This is a genomic window from Clostridium sp. RTP31139st1_H3_RTP31139_211217 (assembly GCF_040227035.1).
Classification (GTDB): Bacteria; Bacillota; Clostridia; order Clostridiales; family Clostridiaceae; genus Clostridium; species Clostridium saudiense.
In genome coordinates this window covers 1-20269 of sequence record NZ_JBCOAB010000024.1, presented here as the reverse complement: position 1 = coordinate 20269, position 20269 = coordinate 1, and the positions used below count along the sequence as shown (strand labels likewise).

The following is a 20269-nucleotide window of genomic DNA, read 5'->3' as shown; positions in this document are numbered from 1 at the left end:
TACCCTTTTATACCATAGTTGAAAGATGGATACCCGCCATCTTTCTTTTTTTATTCTTATATATGTATATTAATATAATTGTATTTTTAGAAATAAAATGCATTTTTTTTTGTTTAAATTTAATTTAACAAAAATAAGAGCTTCGAAAAAATTCGAAGCTCTTACTTATACCGCATAATATAAAGATACAGTTTTAGTTAAAACATCTGAATAACTATAAGTTACAGTCCTTTGGTTGTCATTATCTAACCTTACAACAAAAATACTTGGATGAACACTTTCTATTACTCCATCATTTACTAGTATTTTTTTTCTTCCACCATTGGCTTTTAAAGTTACTTTTTCACCTACGTGGTTTTCTATGTCTCTTCTTATGTTGGCTAATGTTTTATTTCCTTCCATATGACCACCATCTTTCTAACTATATTATAAAACTTTTTAGCACTTTTGTCAAATAAAACCAATTATTTTATCACCTTACGGTGTTTTTGTCAATGTAAACTTTTACCTTTATATATTTATCATTTTATCCATTAATTATTATTGCTTTTTTTACAGTTTTTTATTCATTATTATTAAATTATCAATAAATATTTGAGGGGCAAATGCCATGAAAATATCATATTATAGATTGAAATGATGTATTAGTTAGGAGAATAAAATGGTAATAGGCGATACTGTTGTAAGAAAATCCTATGATAAGGATATAACTTTTAAAATTATCGATATAAAAGAAATAGATGGTAAAATAGTATATATACTTAAAGGTATAAGCATAAGAATAATTGCTGATTCACCTGAAGATGATTTAGAACATGTTGATGTTAATTTTATTGGTGAAAAAGAGAAAATATTAAATAGCAGAGTTAATGACGCAATTAAAAAGGCTGTAAATACCCGTGGATATAGGCATGATATATCACAATTCACACGTAGCAGTAAATCTCAAAAAAAAGCACCCAATAATGAATTAATTTTCGGGCGCCCTGGAAAAATTCTTCATATCGATGGTGATAAAGACTATTTAGAGACATGCTTGAAAGTTTATAAACAACTTTCTTTAGATGCTGTTGGTAGAGCTATTTCAGAAAAAGATCAAGCTACGAAAGTTGTTGATTTAGTTAAAGAAGTTAAACCAGATATTGTAGTTTTAACTGGACATGATAGTGTATTAAAAACAAGTGATGATTACTTAGATTTAAATAATTATAGAAATTCAAAATATTATATAGATGCTGTCAAGGCACTTAGAAATTATAATTCTAGTTATGATGAATTAGTTATTTTTGCAGGTGCTTGTCAATCTTGCTATGAATGCCTATTAGATGCTGGTGCTAATTTTGCTAGTTCCCCTAGTAGAGTGTTAATTCATTGTTTAGATCCTGTTTTTGTATGCGAAAAAATAGCTTATACTAACATTGATTCTGTAGTTTCAATAACAAATATAGTTGAAAATACAATCACAGGTATAAAAGGCATCGGTGGACTTCAAACTCGTGGAAAATATCGTGAAGGCTATCCTAAATCACCATACATTTAATATAGTTAATAGTTAAATAAGAAACTTCTATTAGAGTTTCTTATTTTTTTAATTCAGCTTAGCTAAATTTATTCATTAACTATTAACTAAACAAAATGTTGATTCTCAGTATTTTAAAAGCCAGCTTTAAAGCCGGCTTTTAAATTGTGTTATATTTCTTTTTAAACTCATCTAAGAATTTTAAATACTCATCTTTTTCGTTAATTATACTTTCTAATTTACTATCAAAGGTATTTTGTCCCCAATTTACTTCGTTATAATAATATCTATTAGCTAACCTCCAATACCTTTGTGGAAATTGTAAGTATGCATATAAGACATTATATTCACATTCATCTAACTTCGAAATACTATTATAGGAATCAATAATTGCATCTGCAAAATCTATGTTCCAATTGTTTCTCTTTAAAACTTTTATCATAAAGTTTGAAATATCAAATGTTCTTACTTCCCTCTTGCAATAATCAAAATCTATTACACTAACAGAATTATCATTACCTAAAATAATATTGTGATAAGTATAATCATGATGGCAGAAACTCTTTTCCTGTTCTGCAATTTCACATAATTTAATATATTCAGATGAATTTAAAGTATTTAGTGCCTTCTTTCCAATTTCCTTATAAAACTCCATTGACTTTAAGTATAATAAATCAAAGTCACTCTTCCTATTTTTTTTCCTTATCATATCACGCATCTTATCTAATGATTTAATTCTTTTCTCCATAAGGCTTGGCCATCTTCCTAAATCACTCTTTAATTTTGAGTTTTCAGGAGGGTCATATCCTTTTGATGCTTCATGTAATTTTGCTAAAGTCTGTGCTGCAATTTTAACTTCTTCTATGTTATGGAAGTCACATTCTCTTCCTTCTAGCCACTCTGATAAGGTATATAAATCTTCATTAACTAGTGCATATGGTTCACCATCTATATTTAAAAAATACCTATCTACATTATCAAATCCATTTTTTATTAGATGTTCTTTTGCACCATAAACAAACAAAAGTTTTTGTGGCCCATAATTGATTTTTTTAAGACATCGTTCACCTTTATTGGTTTTAATATAATAGATACCTTTATTTGCTTTTATTATATCTATTTTTATTTGAAACTGTCTTTCTATTTCAAATTCTCTCATCATATTCCTCACCCCCTTTATATTTATATGTACATATATCTACTTTTATTAACATTTTTAAATTATTATAATATAATAAATTATAACTATTTTGAAAGGATTAAATCATGAAGATTGGTATCGATGGAAGAGCCGCAAAATGGTATAGGGGAACAGGTATAGGAACCTACACTTATCAGCTTATTACCAATTTAAGCAAATATGACAATTTAAATCATTATCTTACCTTCATCCCAGAAGATTCTGATTTAAATCTTAAAGATAATTTCTCTATAGAATATACAAAAGACTCCTCTAACAATAATTTTTGGGATGATGTAAAAGTTCCTAATTTACTTGAAAATTTTAATATGGAGCTATATCACGTTCCTCAAAATGGTGTAGGCCTTTCTGGCAATGTTAATTGTCCTAAGACCATTACCTTGCATGATATAATTCCACTAAGAATGCCCCAAACTGTTAGTGACCGTTATTTAAGAATATTCAATGAAGAAATGCCAAAAATATTAGATAACTGCGATGGCATAATTACAGTTTCAGAGTTTTCAAAGCTTGATATAGCTGAAGAATTTAACTTTCCAAAGGAAAAAATTTTTGTAACTCATCTTGCCGCTGAAGATATTTATAGACCAATTGATAGAGCTTATTGTAAAAAATTTATTAAGGATAATTACAAAATAGCTGATAACTTTATTTTGTATGTTGGCGGATATAGCCCTAGAAAAAATATAATTGGCATTTTGGAGGCATTTTCTCTTTTAAAAGATAATTTAAAAGAAGATTTAAAGATTGTAATAACAGGTAAAAAGGGAATATCATACGAAATCTATAAAAATAAAGCAATAGAATTAGGTATCTCTAATTCAGTAATATTTACTGATTTTATTCCATTAAATGATTTACCTATTTTTTATAATGCCTGTGAATTTTTAGTATATCCTTCATTTTATGAGGGATTTGGTCTACCACCACTTGAAGCAATGGCTTGTGGAGTACCAGTAATAGCTTCTAATGTCACTTCACTTCCAGAAGTATGCAGGAATTCAGCTATACTTATAGATCCTAATGATATTGATGAACTTTGCTATTCAATGGAACGTGTATTGACTGATAGCTTCTTAAAATTGACTATGATTGAAAGAGGTTTGTCTACTAGTAATAATTATTCTTGGAAAAATACAGCCTTAAACACTATAAAGGCTTATGAAAGCATAATAAACTTCTAATGCTTATTTTTATAAAGTAATATATAAAGTAAGGACTATGCTAACGCATAGCCCTTTAATTTTATTCTAAATTTTCATTTAAACATCTTAACAATTCAGTTCTAAAAATATCATTTTCAATCTTATCTCTAAATCTACTAATAAATACCTCTTCATCCCAAGACTTTTGTTTCAAATAATAATCCATTGAAATATTTATAAAATCTCTTGGATAATTTAGTAATGCAGAAACTACTTTTTTCTCTTTAACTGATATTTCAAAAATTTCATTATAATCATTTATTATTTTAACTAGTATATCTTTATTGTAAGCATAGTTTTTTATAACCTTAACAATATAATTATATATATCTAACACCTTAATGCCTAATTTGCAATAATCAAAATCAATTATATTTATTTCATTATCCTCTATTATAAAATTATGATGAGCCAAATCTAAATGACACAATACATAATTATCTTTTTTAGCATATAACTCATTATATGGCCCTTCAGTCAGTAGATTAATACATTTATTTAAATCATTTTTTGCTTTTGATACATTCTTTAAAAACATTAAATCAAATTCATTTTTATAATTAAATTTACTAACCACTCTTTCAATCTCTGTTATAATACATAAATCATTTAAAAATTCATAAATTAAATTTTTTGCTCCATTTAAATTAACTTCTTTTTCATTTAAATCATTAATTATCCCTTCTGATGCTTTATGGAAATTAGCTAAAGACTTTGTACACCATTCAACTTCAATTGGATTTGTAAATGTAGCCTCTCTTCCATCTATCATATCTAATAATACAAAAGATTTTCCATGCCACTTAGTGATTATTTTTCCCTTTGAATTAGTGCAATATTGAAGTATATACTTATCTTTTTCTTTGATTATATTTAAAGCTTTATTTATAAATTCAACTCTTTCTTCCGATGAGTTAATTCTTTTTAATATTTTTTTACCCTTATCGGTAAAAATTACAAATACTTTTCTTAATGGAATAATATCATATACTTCTACACCTAGTTCTTTAAAAAATTCCTCACTTAGGTCATAGCTACACAATATCTTTTTATCTATATATCTAAATTTATTCATTTTGTTCCTCCATTCATAAAAGCTCAATACCATCTATACTTTGAGACATATTAATCTCCTTTGCCCATTCATCATCAGTGAATCGTTCTCTATCGTACCTTAGTTTTGATAATACTTTTATTGACTCTACAGGATAATTTGCCAGTACTTTCATATAATCTATACTTTCACTTTTTAAATTAGACTCTTCTGCAAACTTATTTATTATATGAACAATATCACCACTATACCCCCTTCTTTTTAACCTTTTTATATAACTATAGCAATCATGTTCAATCATATTATATGAGATATATCTTATTGTTCTTATACAAATTGCCATTCCCTCTTTTTTTAGATTTCCTTCATCTACTCTTCCTAAGCAAACCTCATAATTATTCATACTCCTTACTATTATTTTTAAGTATTCATCCTCATCTAATGTATCTAAAGATTTGTTAGCTCTATCTAAAATTTTATTTCCTTCCTCAATAATAAAGTAATCTAAATCGCTTTTAGACATTTTTTCCTCAAACAACTTTAACATTTTAGAAGTTTTTTTTGCTTGTACAATAAATGTTTCTATTTCATGTCCAATTGAACTTTCTATTCTAGGAATTATATATGATTTTTTACCCATCATTATTTTTTGAATTTCCACCATTAATGCTATTTGATAGTCAATATCCCACATATATTTTTTCTTACTACCCTTAGGAAAGTTTTCCTCTCCAACGATAATACCATTCCCATTTAAAAATTCTATTATATCCAAATATCATCCACCTCTTTATTTGAAATATGACTCTAAGAATTCTTCCCTATATTCAACATCTTCTAAATATTTGTTTATTTTCTCTTCAAAAAAATCTTCTCCCCAAGGTTGTTGCTCCCAATAATACTGAATACCTATTTGCCAAAATGTTTGTGGAAATTTTATAAAATCACCTATTAATTTAAATTCATCTTCATATAATCCATTACTTTTACAGTAATTTTTAATAATTAAATCAGCTTTATCCTTACTCCACTTAGCCCCTTTCATAGCTCTAATTAATAATGATGCTAAATCATGTAAATGCGAATCTAAAATGCAATAATCAAAATCAATAATATTCAATTCATTTTTATCATCAACCAATATATTATGGTGGGCATAATCGTGATGACAAAATCCCATCTTCATTACTTCTTTATCCATTATTTCAATATATTTATGCTTCTTTAAATTATCTATTGCTTTTTTTCCTCTCTCTATTTCTGCTTCTATATTATTTAAATAAATACAATCAAATTTTGACTTATATGCTTTTTGATTTATTCTATTTTTAAAATCTAATATTTCATTGCATCGTGTATTAAATACATTAATCCATGAATACCATCCTATTCGTGGTCTCATATTGTTATTTATATTAAAACCTGTACTACGGGTATGAAGCTCTCCTAGCTTTTCAGCAACTTTTGATAATTCAATAGGGTTATCATAATTGCTTACTCTAGATGGTATCCATTCTGTTAAATAAGCATAGCTATTTTCCAATTTAATATACTTTGTTCCATCTTTGTTGTTTAATATTTGGGGTATTTTATGAAATTCTCTTTTTTGAAGATGTTCTATTGCAGATAAAATAAAATAGAAGTGTGGAAAATCATACTTTATTATCTTTATAGCATAATTAGTATTTTCAGTTTCTAATCTATAACTATTTTTTACTTTCTCTATAGCTAGCACCTTAATATCATAATTAGATTCTATAGATTCTTTTAAATTTTCCTTATTCATCGCTTACTCCTAAAGCTTTCTTCTTTGTATTATATGAAATTTTATATTTCATTGTGTTTACTATCACATAAATTACTTTAATTTAATATTTATAATATTATAGGTTTTTTTAGGAGGCGTTATGCTTTGAAATTATCAATAGATGCTAGAGGGATTAATTTATATAAAGGTTCTGGTATAGGTACTTACACAGAAAATCTTCTCAGAGAGCTTCTTAATATAGATCAAAAAAATACTTATTCTATTTTTTGGGCTGGTGAAAATTATGGAGAGTTTAAAAGGGATAATTCAAAAATAATTTTTACTTCAAAAAAGCATGGAACATTTTATGAAGATTATTACTATCCAAGTTATATTGAAGAAAATAGCATAGATTTACATCATATACCCCAAAACGGAATTGGATTAAATACATCATATACTTCACCTGTAATAGTTACAATACATGATTTAATCCCTTATATATTACCTGAAACTGTTGGTAGAGGATACTTAGAAAGATTTCTTAGGGATATGCCCCTAATAATTAATAATTCTAAAGCAATCTTAACTGTATCCGAATATTCAAAAAAAGATATCTTAAAATTCTTTCCTTCAGTTAATGAGGATAAAATATTTGTTACTCCTTTAGCAGCAAATTCAACTTATAAACCTTTAGATAAACAAGTTTGTATTGATTATATAAAAAATAAATATCATATTTCTTCACCTTTTTTATTATATATAGGTGGTTTTAGTACTAGAAAAAATGTCAAAGAACTTATATTATCATTTAACAGCATATATAAATCTCTAAATAAAGATTATAAACTTGTATTATGTGGGTCTGTCCGTGATGAAGGTGCTAAACTACAAGATTTATGTAAAGAACTTTACATTGATGACAAAGTAATATTTACTGGATTTGTAGTCGATGATGACTTACCTTACTTTTATAATGCATGCGAGTTATTTATTTATCCTTCACTTTATGAAGGCTTCGGCCTTCCACCACTTGAAGCAATGAGCTGTGGTACTCCTGTTATAACATCCAATTTAACATCAATACCAGAAGTTACTTCTGATGCTGCAATCTTAATTAATCCAAATAATAAAGATGAACTAGCTTCTTCAATGCTTCAATTATTAAATTCTTATGATTCATTAATTGAATATGGTGAAAAAGGTTATAAAAACAGCTTAAACTTCACTTGGAAAAACACTGCTATTTCTACATTAAAAGCTTATGAAAGCATTTTAAAGTAAAATAAATAGACCATGTAGTCTTATTAAGCCACATGGTCTATTTATTCATAATTAATTTGTTGTTGATTCTGAAGATGATGTTGATGATGTTGATGTTAATGTTATAGTAGTATTTTTAGTTTTACCATCTCTAATAAATTCAATATTAATAGTATCTCCTTCTTCTTTAGAGTTTTTAATTTCTTGTAACTCTTCGAATGTCTTTATTCTAGTTCTATCTGCTTTAACTATTAAATCACCACTCTTTAATCCTGCTTTTTCAGCTGGTGAATATTCGTTAACTTCTACAACATATAAACCTTCTTCTAAATTTAATTGTTTAGCTAAAGGTTCATCAACTACCCTAATTGAAACACCTAAATTTAATATTGGTTTAGATAATGAATCTATTTTATCTTTAACATCATTAATTGGAATTGCAAATCCAATACCTTCTGCTCCATCACTAGCTTTTAATGTATTAATTCCAATAACTTCGCCTTTAGTGTTTATTAATGGTCCACCACTATTACCTGAATTAATAGCTGTATCTGTTTGAATTAAGTTACTGCTAACACCTGATTCAGTTTCAACACTTCTATTTAATGCACTTATTATTCCTTTTGTTAATGTTGATGATAATTCTTTTGATAGTGGATTACCAATTGCTAATACTTCTTCACCTGGTTGTAATGCATCTGAATCTCCTAATTCTACTACTCCAGGAACTTCTATATCATCATTAATTTTTATCATAGCTACGTCTTGATCAGCATCATAATTTACTACTGAAGCAGTAACTTCCCTACCATCACTTAATGTTACTGTAACTTCTTTTGCTCCATCAATTACATGATAGTTTGTTAAAATATACCCATCTTCATTAATTATAAATCCTGATCCCATACCCTCAGTTTCTTGTTGAAACCAACCATTAACACTTTGAATTGATTTTGTTGATACCATAACAACTGCAGGTGCTACTTTCTTATATATATCTGCTGCTGATAATGCTGTATTATCTGTTGCAAATGATACTGGATCTGTCACCACACTATTATTTGATTTAGTACTATTATTGCCTTTATCTGCTATAACGTAAGTAATTCCTGAACCAACTACTCCTCCAAATAAAGAACAAATAAGAGCTATTGCAATATATTTAGCAAATCCGTTTCCATTTCCTCTCTTTTTTTTACTATTCTTTTTTTTATGTTGTTCTTCAAAGTTGTTTTTTACTTCTCCTTCCTCAACTATATGTGCTTCACTATATGCAGCGTCATAAATATTCTCATTATCCATATATACTAACTCCTTTAATTTATATTTAATTTATTTTTCATTTATTTGATACTTATAATATAACCACTGTATGTGTCAAATATATGACAAATAGTAAATATTATATTACTTAATAAATTAAGTTACTTTTAGAAAAAAAATAAAGCCGATAAAAATCGGCTTTATTTTTTAGCTTTATTTTTTATTATTTGCTTTATTTGCTGTTTCAATTTCTTGTAGTTTTTTAACTGTTTGTCTTATAGCCAACAAAACATTATCTTTATCATTTAATGGTAAATAGTCTTTTTCACAGCTAGTTACATGTACATCAGTTAATTCTTCACTTCCTAAGCTCTTTAGTGGATCATTTTCATCTCTAGTCAATAAATAATATGGTATATCAGAAAATATTCCATCAACTTGACTATGGCTTGTGCCATTTAATATATTTTTAAGCTCATTATAAACCGCAGTGGTATACTTTGATTTAGTTCTTAAAGTTAAAAATTCATCTTTATTCTTATCTAAAAGTCCTGATTCATAATCCTCTAAATTAATATCTAAATTTAATTTATCTAATAACATTGTAAGTCCACATTTTGAACCTATCTTTTCAATACTTCTTCGTATTTTAGTTAATATCTGACTTTGTTTATACTCTTTCGTTTGAATAACCTCTTCATTAATAGGATCAATCATTATTGCCGCTGCAACCGAATCTTTAAATTGCTCTGCAAAACTTGTTAATACCAAAGAGCCATACCCTTCACCTACAATGATATATGGTCCAGAAAGTCCAGCTTTTCTTAATAATATCTTTAAATCTCTAGCTTGCTCTTCTGGCGTTCTTCCTGATGATGATATATCACTATATCCATATCCCTGTCTGTTATAAACAAAAGTCCTAATACTATCATTTTCTTTTAACTCTTCTACAATAGATGTCCATTCTTCTAAAGTAGTTCCAATATCACCATCAAAAATAATAGTATAGCTACCTTCCCCTTCAATTCTATAATCCATTCTTAATTCATCTACTGTAGTATAATTTACTCTTTTCTTTAATCTTTCCCCATCGATAAAGTCAACTATATTTTGAGTAACAATCCCAATAATTAAAATAGCAACTATTGTAATAACTACAATTTTAAATTTTTCTTTAGGACTCCTATGCTTTTTCATACTTACTTTACGTACCCCATTTGAATACGGTAAAAAATTCATTGCTTTCTCTCCCCATACATCCTTAACTTATATTTTTTTATAAATATATTTAAGTTTTTTAAGTATATGTATCCCTCTACAAATCGTATACTTAAATCTACATAATTACAATTTTAAATTTGGTTTAGCATTTAAATTTAAATCGCTAATTTTACCATTAATAAAATTAAAATAAGCTGCACTTCCTATCATGGCTGCATTATCTGTACATAAAATTGGAGCTGGGAATAAAACCTCTATTCCTCTCTTTGAAGCAGCATTAGTTAGTGTTTCTCTTAATGTTGAATTAGAAGCAACTCCACCAGCAATTGCAATAGTTTTTACATTTTTCTTTTTACATGTTAATAAAACATTATCCTTTAATACATCAACTACTGCTTGTTGGAATGATGCTGCAACATCAGCCTTATTAACTTCAATATTTTGCATTTTACATTTATTTAAATAATTAAGTACTGCAGATTTTACACCACTAAATGAAAAATCTAATGTTTCTTCATGGAAATTAGCCTTAGGGAATACTATCGCCTTTGGATTTCCTTCCTTTGCTAATTTATCAATTTTAGGCCCACCTGGATATCCAAGTCCTAAAGCTCTTGCAACCTTATCATATGCTTCACCTGCTGCATCATCTCTTGTTTGACCTATTACTTCATACTTTCCATAATCTTTAACATGAACTATAAAAGTATGCCCACCTGAAACTACTAAAGAAACAAAAGGTGGTTTTAAGTCTTTATGTTGTATGTAATTTGCGCAAATATGCCCTTCAATATGATTTACTCCTACTAAAGGCTTCTTGCTTGAAAATGCTAACCCCTTTGCAAATTGTAAGCCAACTAATAAGGCTCCAACTAATCCTGGTCCATATGTAACACCAATTGCATCAATTTTATCTAAAGTAATATTAGCCTCTAGTAAAGCTTCTTCAACAACTCCACTAACAGCTTCTATATGCATTCTTGAAGCAACTTCAGGAACTACTCCCCCATACTTTTCATGTGTGCTTATTTGTGAAGCAATTACATTTGACAGTACTTCCCTTCCGTTTACTACAACTGCTGCTGAAGTTTCATCACAACTTGATTCTATAGCTAAAATATATTTATCTTCCATCTATTTTTACCTCTTCTTTATTTACTGAATAATACCAATCTGTATTATATCGTAATCGTATTACATAATCAAATTATTACTTGTTAATATAAATTCTCTCATGTATAGTTGAAATATAATAAATACTTATTTGTAGATTTAATACTAATGAGTATTATATACTTTTCAAAAAAAATATTCATTATTTTTTATTTCTTTTTATGGATTTTTAAGGATTTTTTAATAATTATTTTTCATTTCAATTATCCATTAATAATTATTAACATCTTTTATATTATATACACTTTACTCTAAGAAATTTTAGGAGAATTATATATGAAACCTTATGCAAAAGTAATAGTTTTAGGGTCGCCTATTACTAAATCAAATTTCAAATTACATAATAAAGATGGTAGAGCTATTTTACCTTACAATACTGGAAAATCTCACGATAAATATGCTCTTTATGAAGAAGAAATAGCTTATTATGCAAGAAGTCAAAATCCAGAAATAATATTAGAAGAATCACTTATAGCAGTATTAAAAGTTTATTATAAAAGTGAAAAGCGTCATCCTGATACTGCAAATATAACTAAAAGTATATTTGATGGAATCGAGAAAAGTGGACTTATAGTCAATGATGCTCAAATTCGTAGAATAATAGTTGAAGAATTTTATGATAAAGAGAACCCAAGATTTGAACTAGAGCTTTTTGGTGAAAGTACATTTTCAATCTCATATTCAATTATAGAAAAAGATATATGTGATGAAAAAAGATTATATTCTTCATTAAAAAAATCAATAAAATCTACTGAAATTCCAAAGAATAAAAGCAAATTAAATAACTCATCTTCTTCAAAAGAGAAGTTATCTTCAACAAAGAAATGTTCTATTTGCAATTGTATTTTAAAAGAAAATAATTTTGTTACTGCTGATAAAGGCAAAACTCTTATTTGTAAAAATTGCTTTAATAAATTATTTTAAAGGAGGTCATTTACTTATGAAAAAATATGTATTTCTAGGAGATAGTTTAATTTATGGTTACGGAGTGAAGCCTAAAGATAATTGGGTTTATAAATTACAGACTAAATATAATTTATCTTTATATAACAAAGGTGTAAATGGCAGTACCACTACCGATATGCTTGTTAGATTTCAAAAAGATGTGCTTGATTTGAATCCTACTGATTTATTTATTATGGGCGGTACAAATGATTTACTTTCTAACAGAAGTGTCCAATCTATTGCTAATAATATTGAATTAATGATTAAGGATTCATTAAAAGAAAATATAAATGTAATTATAGGATTTCCCCCAAATATAATACCAAATTTAGCAAATAAACTTTTTATGAAATGCGATACTTATGATTACTGCCAAGATAGTTTACCACTTTTAAAAGAAGCTTTACTTAATTTATGTAATAAATACTCACTAAACTATGTTGATTTTTATTCTGCTACAATAAATGCTAGTGAACATGAAGAACTATACGTTGATGGTATTCACCTTAGTCCTAAAGGTCAAGACTTACTAGTAAAAACAGCTGAAATTAAACTTAACTAATTAAATTAATAATTTGTAAAGTAACAATAATATCAACTTCAATCTATAATAAAATAACTATAATAAGATATCAAATTTTAAGTGACAAGTTAAGGACTAAATTCAGCTTAAGCTGAATTTAGATAAATACTTATAGAAACTCCCTAAGGAGTTTCTACCTTAACTCTTAACTATTAACTATTCAATCTCAACTCTTCTAAGTATTCTGCTGCTTGCTTTCCAACCTTTAACCCATTTTCACCACTATTTAACAATACATCTATACCCTTTTCCATAGTTCCACATACAAATATGCCTTCAACCGATGTAAGGTTGTTTTTATTTTTTATATAACTTCCATCCATCATAATGCTCATTTTCTTTATAAAGTCACTATCTGGTAAATATCCTACTGATAAAATCAATGAATCACAATCAATAGAAGTAATTTCTTCATTATAAACATTTTTAATCCTTGCTAAATTAATTCTCTCAATTCCTTCAATATCAATAACTTCACTTTGATATATTATAGGAATATTAAATCCATTAATTATATCTAGTTCATCTCTATTAAAACACTTTCTTTCTGTAACTATTCCTTTTACATTAGCACCTTCTATTACTAATCTTCTTGCCACAATAAGAGTCCATAGATCATTTCCTGAAATAATTATTTCTTTTCCTGGTAAATAACCATTATAATTAACTAATCTATGTGCAGAACCAGTAGTAAATATTCCAGTAAACTTATGAATAGGAATTAATATATTACCCGTATATTTTTCTCTACATCCAGCTGCTAATATTATTGCTTTTGCTTCTATTTCTTGAATTCCTTCTTCTGGATTTACATAAGTAATAACTTTATCTCTATTAATTTCTAAAACCCTTGTATTTAGTTTATATTTTCCTTCTAAAGCTTTATAATCCCTTATTAAAATACTTCCAAGTTCTGGACCAGTAACAGTTTTATTTAAATAATATTCACCAAATCCATTATCAATAAATAAATTTAAATTACCACCTAATACATCTTCCTTTTCTAAAATTAAAACATCCTTAATGCCAGATTTTAATGCACTTATTCCAGCAGATAATCCTGATGCACCTGCTCCAATTATAACCAAGTCATATTTATTCATTCTTTGACCCCTCTCCTGCAATGGAAAGCTCCTTTATCATAATACTTGGACTACCTACACTACTCATAGGGAACTTTAAATCATTGCCTACTTCTTCTATATCAGTTAATAAAGTAAAGAAATTTCCTGCCACTGTTATTTGTTCTACTGGATGAGTTTTAACTCCGTTTTCTATATAAAAACCTTTTGCAGCTAAAGAAAAATCTCCAGTTATAGAATTTGCACCTGAATGTAACCCTGCAAGATCTGTAATTATTAATCCTTTATCAATTTTCTTAGTCATTTCCTCTAAAGAATTAACTCCTGGTTCAATATAGAAATTTGTTGGAGATACTGATATAGGTGAAGCATATGATGCTTTAAATCCATTACCAGTTGATTTTACCCCAGCTTTATTAGCAGTCTTTAAGTTATGAAGTAAAGTGTTTAACTTTCCATCTTGTATTAAGTAAGTTTTTACTGTAGCTACACCTTCATCATCAAATGCAACTGATGCTAAACCATCTTTTAAATGTGGATCATCAACTAAATTGACTATATCAGAAGCTATTATTTCTCCTTCTTTTCCTTTTAAAAGACTTAACCCTTTTTGAACTGCATCCCCACTAAATATTCCTGCAAATGTTGATAAAAGTGATACCATTGCTTCATTATTTATAATAACTTTGTAATTGCCTGCTGGAATTGAAGTTGCACCAATCTTACTTAATGCTTCATCAACCCCCATTTTTGCTATTTTGGCAGGATCAATTTCATCTAATGATTTAGCAACAACATATCCACAGCCATCATACATATTTTCTCCATCTTTTACTATTGGAACAACATAAGCTGTTAATAAATTTGATTTATTTTTTAGATTTAATCCTTTAGAATTAATTATTCCATACTTTCCTGAACTATATGATATTGCACATCCACTAAAGCTTTCAACTTTATCACAATACTTCTTAGCTTCCTTTTCCATATTGATTGCAATATTAATCAATTTATCTGGTGCTAAATTTTCTAAAGCTTCATAATAAGTACTAATTTTCTTATACTCTTTATCACCTTCATATATAAATTGAATATCATTATTTTCAATTGCTGAAACATTTTCCTTTGCTTTTTTTACAAGCATATCTATAGCATCTTCATCTAATATCTCAGTATATGAATACCCAATTCTATCACCTAATTTACCTCTAAATGATAATCCTGCTGAATTGTTTAAATTATACTTTTCTACTTCCTCTTTATAAACACTGATTCCTAAACTTTCTCTATCCACGTAATATACTTCATATTCAGAAAATCCAGCTTCACTAGCTTTCTTAAATAAACTATCAACAAATAATTCTAATTCCATAATCTCCCCTCCTATCTTCCACCTACTGTTATTTCTTTTACTCTAATCATTGGCTGACCAACATTAACTGCTATACTTCCAGATGAAGATCCACACATTCCTTGTCCTTTGGCCATATTATTACCAACCATATCTATATCCATTAAAATATCACTACCCTTACCAATTAAGCTAGCTCCTCTAACAGGCTCCTGAATAACACCATTTTTAACCAAATATCCTTCTGAAACTGCAAAGTTAAATTCACCAGTAACTGGATTAACTGAACCTCCACCCATTTTCTTAGCATATAATCCGTCGCTTATAGACTTAATTATATCTTCTGGATTATCATCTCCATTTGCAATATAAGTATTAGTCATTCTTGATGTAGGTGCATATTTATAACTTTGTCTTCTTCCACTTCCTGTCGGTGCCATTCCCATTCTACGTCCATTTAATTTATCAATCATATAAGATTTTAAAATTCCATTTTCAATAAGAATATTTTTTTGAGTCTTATTACCTTCATCATCTATATTTAAAGATCCCCATGCATTTGGAATAGTTCCATCATCTATTGCAGTTACCTTTGTAGACGCTATTTGCTTTCCTAACATTCCTGTAAATACAGAATTTCCTTTTGCTACAGATGTAGCTTCTAGTGAATGTCCACAAGCCTCATGGAAAATAACTCCTCCAAATCCATTATCTATTGCAACTGTCATTCTACCTGCAGGACAATTTTTAGCATATAACATAGTATATGCTTGCTTAGCTGCTTCTCTTCCATAGTACTCTGGGTCTACTTCATTAAACATTTCAAATCCCATATGTCTTCCCGGCCCTTCAAAACCAGTTTGATTTTCCCCATTAGCAGATGCTATAGCGTTTACAGTTAGTCTTGTTCTTGTTCTCTTATCCTCTGTATATAATCCTTCTGTATTAGCAATTAATATATGTTGCTCTTTATCAGCATAACCTACTCCAACTTGAACTATTTCACTATGATAATTCTTAGCAGCATCATATGCTATCTTCATTACGCCAATTTTCTTATTAAGTTCTATTGATGATGGAGTTATAATTATAGGATTTAAATTTATATTTTCTCTTTCATTAAGAACTATCATCCTTTCTTCTTTTAATTCACCTAATGCCATTGCAGCCTTTTGAGCAACATTTAAAAGTGAAGTTAAACTATTGTTATTTGTATATGCATATACACTTTTTAAGCCCTTAAATATTCTAATTCCAATTCCATAAGCTCTTCCTCCTATAGAATTTTCAACCTTTCCATTTAATATACTAATTGAATTATCTAAACTATCTTCTTCAAATATTTCAGCAAAATCCCCACCAGTTATTAAACATCTTCCAAGCACCTTTTGTGCAACTTCGCGAGATAACATAAAACATTCCTCCCTTTCGATATTATTAATTATATACTTTATATATTATTATTAAAATGCCTCTGGGGTCAATCCATTTTTTGGATTGACCCCAGAGGCAAATATTAGTATCTTTTTTTCCAAAGTGAAGGGCTAAATAATATAAGCATAGGATATATCTCAAGCCTTCCAGCAAGCATACAAAATGATAATACTATCTTACTTAAATCTGAAAAAGCTGCATAGTTTCCTGTAGGACCTACCATTTCAAGTCCTGGCCCTATATTACTTAAAGTCGCTATTACAGATGTCACTGTAGTAGTAACATCAAAGTTATCAAAAGAAATTATAAATATAGCTATAAGTGCAATAACTATATACGCGAATATAAATATAAATACCCCTGATATAGTTTCTTCTTCAACTACATTTCCGTCTATCTTTACACTTTTAACTCTTCTTGGATGTAATATCTTATCAATTTCTCTTCTTATAGCTTTAATAATTATTACTATTCTTACAGTTTTAATTCCTCCACCTGTAGACCCAGCCATTGCTCCCATAAACATTAGCATTACCAAAATCATTTTACTAAGAGTTGGCCATAAATTAAAGTCTGCTGTTGCATACCCTGTTGTTGTTACTACAGATGCTACTTGGAATGCTGAATCTCTTATTGATCTAGTTACATCCCCATTATTAAAAGGTATTATGTTAACTGCTATAATAGCAATTGCTCCAAAAACAGCAATTAAATACCACTTTAATTCTTCACTCTTGAAGAATGCTTTAAAATTCCCTCTGATTAATTGGAAATATAAAACAAAATTCACACCAAATAAAAGCATAAATATTGTTATAATCCAATCTACTGTTGGATTATTAAATGCAGCAACGCTTGCATTCATATTAGAAAAACCACCTGTTCCAGCTGTACCTAAAGCATGTATAATTGCATCATACCATGACATACCTGCAAATTTTAAAAATATAGTTTCTATAACTGTTAATACAAAGTAAATAGCATATAATATTTTTGCAGTTTGCTTAATTTTAGGTACTATTTTACCTGGAGTAGGTCCTGGACTCTCTGCCTTTAATAAATGTATCGTATTTCCACCAAAAGATGGCATTAAAGCTAATATAAATATAAGGAATCCCATTCCTCCAACCCAGTGAGTAAAACTTCTCCAAAACAATATTCCTTTTGGTAAAGATTGAATCTCTGTTAATATAGATGCTCCTGTTGTTGTGAATCCAGATGATGTTTCAAAAAATGCATCTATAAATGATGGAATAGCACCATTAAATACAAAAGGTAATGCTCCAAAGAATGAAATTACTATCCATGCTAATCCAACTGTTAAAAATCCTTCTTTAGCATATATCTCTTTTTTCTTCCCTTTTACTCTTGTAAGAATTATTGATATAGGAAGCATTATTAATATTGTATACAAAAAAGCACTAGCATCCCCTTGCCCATAAAAAAGTGCTACAGCAAACGGTATTAATAATAATAACAGTTCATATTTTATTACATGTCCTAATATATTTAATATAGCAGGAAAATTCATTATTTATTCCCCCTCACTACTATATCATTAATATCAACAAGTTTATCTCTTTTAGTTATTATTATTACTCTATCTCCAAGTTCAATTTTATCATCACCAGATGGAATGATTATCTTATCATTTCTAACTATAGTAGCAATAATTATATCATTAATTATATTTATATCTTTTAATTTTCTATTTAAGAATTTTACATCTTCTCTAACTAAAAACTCAATGGCCTCAGCTTGCTCATCAAATATCTTATAAATATTTTCTATGCAGCATTTCTTTTTATTCTTTAAGAAACGTATATATTTTAATATTTTATTTGCAGTTATAGCTTTAGGACTTATTATAGTATCTATTCCTACATTTTTAGCTATTACATTGTAATTAAATCTAGTAACTTTAGTTATGACATTTTTCACATTATTATTAATTGCAAATAAAGATGTTAATACATTTTCTTCATCTCTACCTGTTAAAGCAATAAAAGCATCTGCTTCTTGTAGATTTTCTGATAATAATAATTCATGATCAGTACCATCTCCATTTATAACAATTGCTTCTGGTAAAGTTTCATTTAATTCAATACATTTATCTAAATCTAATTCAATTATTTTAGAAGTTACTCGTAAACTATCTATTATATTTACTAGATAATGTGTAATTCTTCCTCCACCTATTATTAGTGGATTTTTTATTCTATCTTGGAATTTACCTAATCTTTTGAAAAAGACTTCAATTTTTTTATGTTCACCTATTACATATAACTTATCATTCTTATGTAAAACAAAATCACCACTTGGTATATGTATTTCTCCATCTCTTTCTATACCAGAAATTAATATAGAATCCTTTAAATATTTTATATCTTGTATGGCCTCACCATCTAATCCATCGCCTTCAAGTATTGTAAATCCTACTAAATCAACTTTCCCTTTTGCAAATGTATCTACACTTCTAACAGATGGGAATTTTATTAATTTTGCTATTTCTAAAGCAGCCTCTTTTTCTGGATTTATTACTAAATCAATTCCTAGTTCGTCTTTAAGCATTAATATCTCTTCAGAATACTGTGGTGCTCTTACTCTTGCTATAGTATATTTAGCACCTAATTTTTTAGCAGCTAACGAACAAAGCATATTTACTTCATCACTACCAGTAACTGATATAACTAAATCTGCTTTACTTATACCAGCTTCATGAAGTATTTTTAAACTTGTTCCATTTCCCTTTATACCCATTATATCTAATTTTTCAATTATAGAATTTAGTGCATCAATATTATTATCAATTACAGTTATATTATCCTCCTCTTTAGAAAGAAATTTAGCTAAGGTGTATCCAACCTTACCTGCTCCAATAATTATAACATCCATGTTTTTTTACCCCTTATTAATATTAAATTAATTCTTCTTTATTTTACTCAATTATATGATAAATTTAGATATCTTTCATCTGCTTGTATAAAAAAATAAAGCTAGAATTGCTTCTAGCTTTATCTGGCTCCGCGAAGAGGACTCGAACCTCCAACCTGTCGGTTAACAGCCGAATGCTCCACCATTGAGCTATCGCGGATTATTCTAAGAGAATTTATTCTCTGAAAATTGCATATGAATTATTTTTTATATTTTGGTCAAGCCCTCGACCTATTAGTATCAGTCAGCTAAATACGTTACCGCACTTACACCTCTGACCTATCAACCTTG

Annotated in this window: 18 protein-coding genes, 1 tRNA gene and 1 rRNA gene; 5 read left to right on the top strand and 15 right to left on the bottom strand. The window is 28.0% G+C overall.

From position 1 onward, the window contains the following. Nucleotides 1-165 precede the first annotated feature (165 nt). Nucleotides 166-402 carry a Veg family protein gene (locus ABUA17_RS11055; protein ID WP_042399439.1) on the bottom strand — a complete coding sequence of 79 codons (237 nt, stop codon included), beginning with the start codon at nucleotides 400-402 and terminating at the stop codon, nucleotides 166-168. 259 nt (nucleotides 403-661) lie between these two features. On the opposite strand from ABUA17_RS11055, the gene yabG reads away from it, so the two are divergent. Beyond that, nucleotides 662-1540, top strand: a complete 879-nt coding sequence (gene yabG, locus ABUA17_RS11050; protein WP_042399437.1) for a sporulation peptidase YabG — start codon at nucleotides 662-664, stop codon at nucleotides 1538-1540. A 139-nt stretch (nucleotides 1541-1679) separates the two neighbouring features. Here the strand turns inward: yabG and ABUA17_RS11045 are convergent, their stop codons facing one another. Next, on the bottom strand, nucleotides 1680-2681 hold the full coding sequence (locus ABUA17_RS11045) for a CotS family spore coat protein (RefSeq protein ID WP_042399435.1): 1002 nt from the start codon (nucleotides 2679-2681) through the stop codon (nucleotides 1680-1682). A 104-nt stretch (nucleotides 2682-2785) separates the two neighbouring features. Here ABUA17_RS11045 and ABUA17_RS11040 point away from each other — a divergent pair, with 104 nt between their 5' ends. Further along, on the top strand, nucleotides 2786-3904 hold the full coding sequence (locus tag ABUA17_RS11040; protein ID WP_042399432.1) for a glycosyltransferase family 4 protein: 1119 nt from the start codon (nucleotides 2786-2788) through the stop codon (nucleotides 3902-3904). A gap of 61 nt (nucleotides 3905-3965) precedes the next feature. On the opposite strand, the gene ABUA17_RS11035 is transcribed toward ABUA17_RS11040, so the two are convergent. The 3 genes from ABUA17_RS11035 to ABUA17_RS11025 are packed head-to-tail and all read right to left on the bottom strand — an operon-like array spanning nucleotide 3966 to nucleotide 6765. Then, a complete protein-coding gene (locus ABUA17_RS11035) occupies nucleotides 3966-5000 on the bottom strand; it encodes a CotS family spore coat protein (protein WP_042399429.1) in 1035 nt (344 codons plus the stop codon). A 13-nt stretch (nucleotides 5001-5013) separates the two neighbouring features. After that, nucleotides 5014-5754: a hypothetical protein gene (locus tag ABUA17_RS11030; RefSeq protein WP_052330698.1), complete on the bottom strand. Its 741-nt coding sequence runs from the start codon at nucleotides 5752-5754 to the stop codon at nucleotides 5014-5016. Between the two features lie 15 nt (nucleotides 5755-5769). Further along, a complete protein-coding gene (locus ABUA17_RS11025; protein ID WP_042399426.1) occupies nucleotides 5770-6765 on the bottom strand; it encodes a CotS family spore coat protein in 996 nt (331 codons plus the stop codon). Between the two features lie 126 nt (nucleotides 6766-6891). Between ABUA17_RS11025 and ABUA17_RS11020 the strand changes: the two genes are divergently transcribed. Next, entirely contained in the window at nucleotides 6892-8010 is a 1119-nt protein-coding gene (locus ABUA17_RS11020; protein ID WP_042399423.1) for a glycosyltransferase family 4 protein, read from the top strand. Between the two features lie 51 nt (nucleotides 8011-8061). Here ABUA17_RS11020 and ABUA17_RS11015 read toward each other — a convergent pair whose 3' ends face one another. The 3 genes from ABUA17_RS11015 to tsaD all read right to left on the bottom strand — a co-directional run bounded on the left by ABUA17_RS11015 (nucleotide 8062) and on the right by tsaD (nucleotide 11610). Then, complete coding sequence (locus ABUA17_RS11015) at nucleotides 8062-9291, bottom strand: S1C family serine protease (protein WP_349818117.1); 1230 nt, start codon at nucleotides 9289-9291, stop codon at nucleotides 8062-8064. Between the two features lie 174 nt (nucleotides 9292-9465). After that, nucleotides 9466-10494 (bottom strand): alpha/beta fold hydrolase, encoded by a 1029-nt coding sequence (locus tag ABUA17_RS11010; protein ID WP_055291659.1) that lies wholly within the window; start codon nucleotides 10492-10494, stop codon nucleotides 9466-9468. Between the two features lie 105 nt (nucleotides 10495-10599). Beyond that, nucleotides 10600-11610 (bottom strand): tRNA (adenosine(37)-N6)-threonylcarbamoyltransferase complex transferase subunit TsaD, encoded by a 1011-nt coding sequence (gene tsaD / locus ABUA17_RS11005; RefSeq protein ID WP_042402646.1) that lies wholly within the window; start codon nucleotides 11608-11610, stop codon nucleotides 10600-10602. Nucleotides 11611-11925: 315 nt separating this feature from the next. Between tsaD and ABUA17_RS11000 the strand changes: the two genes are divergently transcribed. Then, nucleotides 11926-12573 carry a RusA family crossover junction endodeoxyribonuclease gene (locus ABUA17_RS11000; RefSeq protein WP_042402643.1) on the top strand — a complete coding sequence of 216 codons (648 nt, stop codon included), beginning with the start codon at nucleotides 11926-11928 and terminating at the stop codon, nucleotides 12571-12573. A gap of 16 nt (nucleotides 12574-12589) precedes the next feature. After that, the gene (locus ABUA17_RS10995; protein ID WP_042402640.1) at nucleotides 12590-13156 is read left to right on the top strand and encodes a GDSL-type esterase/lipase family protein; all 567 of its coding nucleotides are present in this window, start codon (nucleotides 12590-12592) and stop codon (nucleotides 13154-13156) included. A gap of 173 nt (nucleotides 13157-13329) precedes the next feature. Here the strand turns inward: ABUA17_RS10995 and ABUA17_RS10990 are convergent, their stop codons facing one another. The 7 genes from ABUA17_RS10990 to ABUA17_RS10960 form a co-directional block, all read right to left on the bottom strand. Further along, the gene (locus ABUA17_RS10990; RefSeq protein WP_154821125.1) at nucleotides 13330-14280 is read right to left on the bottom strand and encodes an NAD(P)/FAD-dependent oxidoreductase; all 951 of its coding nucleotides are present in this window, start codon (nucleotides 14278-14280) and stop codon (nucleotides 13330-13332) included. Beyond that, nucleotides 14273-15631, bottom strand: a complete 1359-nt coding sequence (locus tag ABUA17_RS10985; RefSeq protein ID WP_055291661.1) for a TldD/PmbA family protein — start codon at nucleotides 15629-15631, stop codon at nucleotides 14273-14275. The genes ABUA17_RS10990 and ABUA17_RS10985 overlap by 8 nt, the downstream gene beginning before the upstream one ends. A gap of 11 nt (nucleotides 15632-15642) precedes the next feature. Next, nucleotides 15643-17022 carry a TldD/PmbA family protein gene (locus ABUA17_RS10980; RefSeq protein ID WP_055291662.1) on the bottom strand — a complete coding sequence of 460 codons (1380 nt, stop codon included), beginning with the start codon at nucleotides 17020-17022 and terminating at the stop codon, nucleotides 15643-15645. 104 nt (nucleotides 17023-17126) lie between these two features. Then, nucleotides 17127-18575 (bottom strand): TrkH family potassium uptake protein, encoded by a 1449-nt coding sequence (locus tag ABUA17_RS10975; RefSeq protein WP_042402626.1) that lies wholly within the window; start codon nucleotides 18573-18575, stop codon nucleotides 17127-17129. After that, nucleotides 18575-19939: a Trk system potassium transporter TrkA gene (gene trkA, locus ABUA17_RS10970; RefSeq protein WP_042402623.1), complete on the bottom strand. Its 1365-nt coding sequence runs from the start codon at nucleotides 19937-19939 to the stop codon at nucleotides 18575-18577. The genes ABUA17_RS10975 and trkA overlap by 1 nt, the downstream gene beginning before the upstream one ends. 124 nt (nucleotides 19940-20063) lie before the next feature. Further along, nucleotides 20064-20138: transfer RNA gene (locus ABUA17_RS10965), tRNA-Asn, on the bottom strand. Between the two features lie 54 nt (nucleotides 20139-20192). Beyond that, a 23S ribosomal RNA gene (locus ABUA17_RS10960) occupies nucleotides 20193-20269 on the bottom strand; the annotation flags it as partial.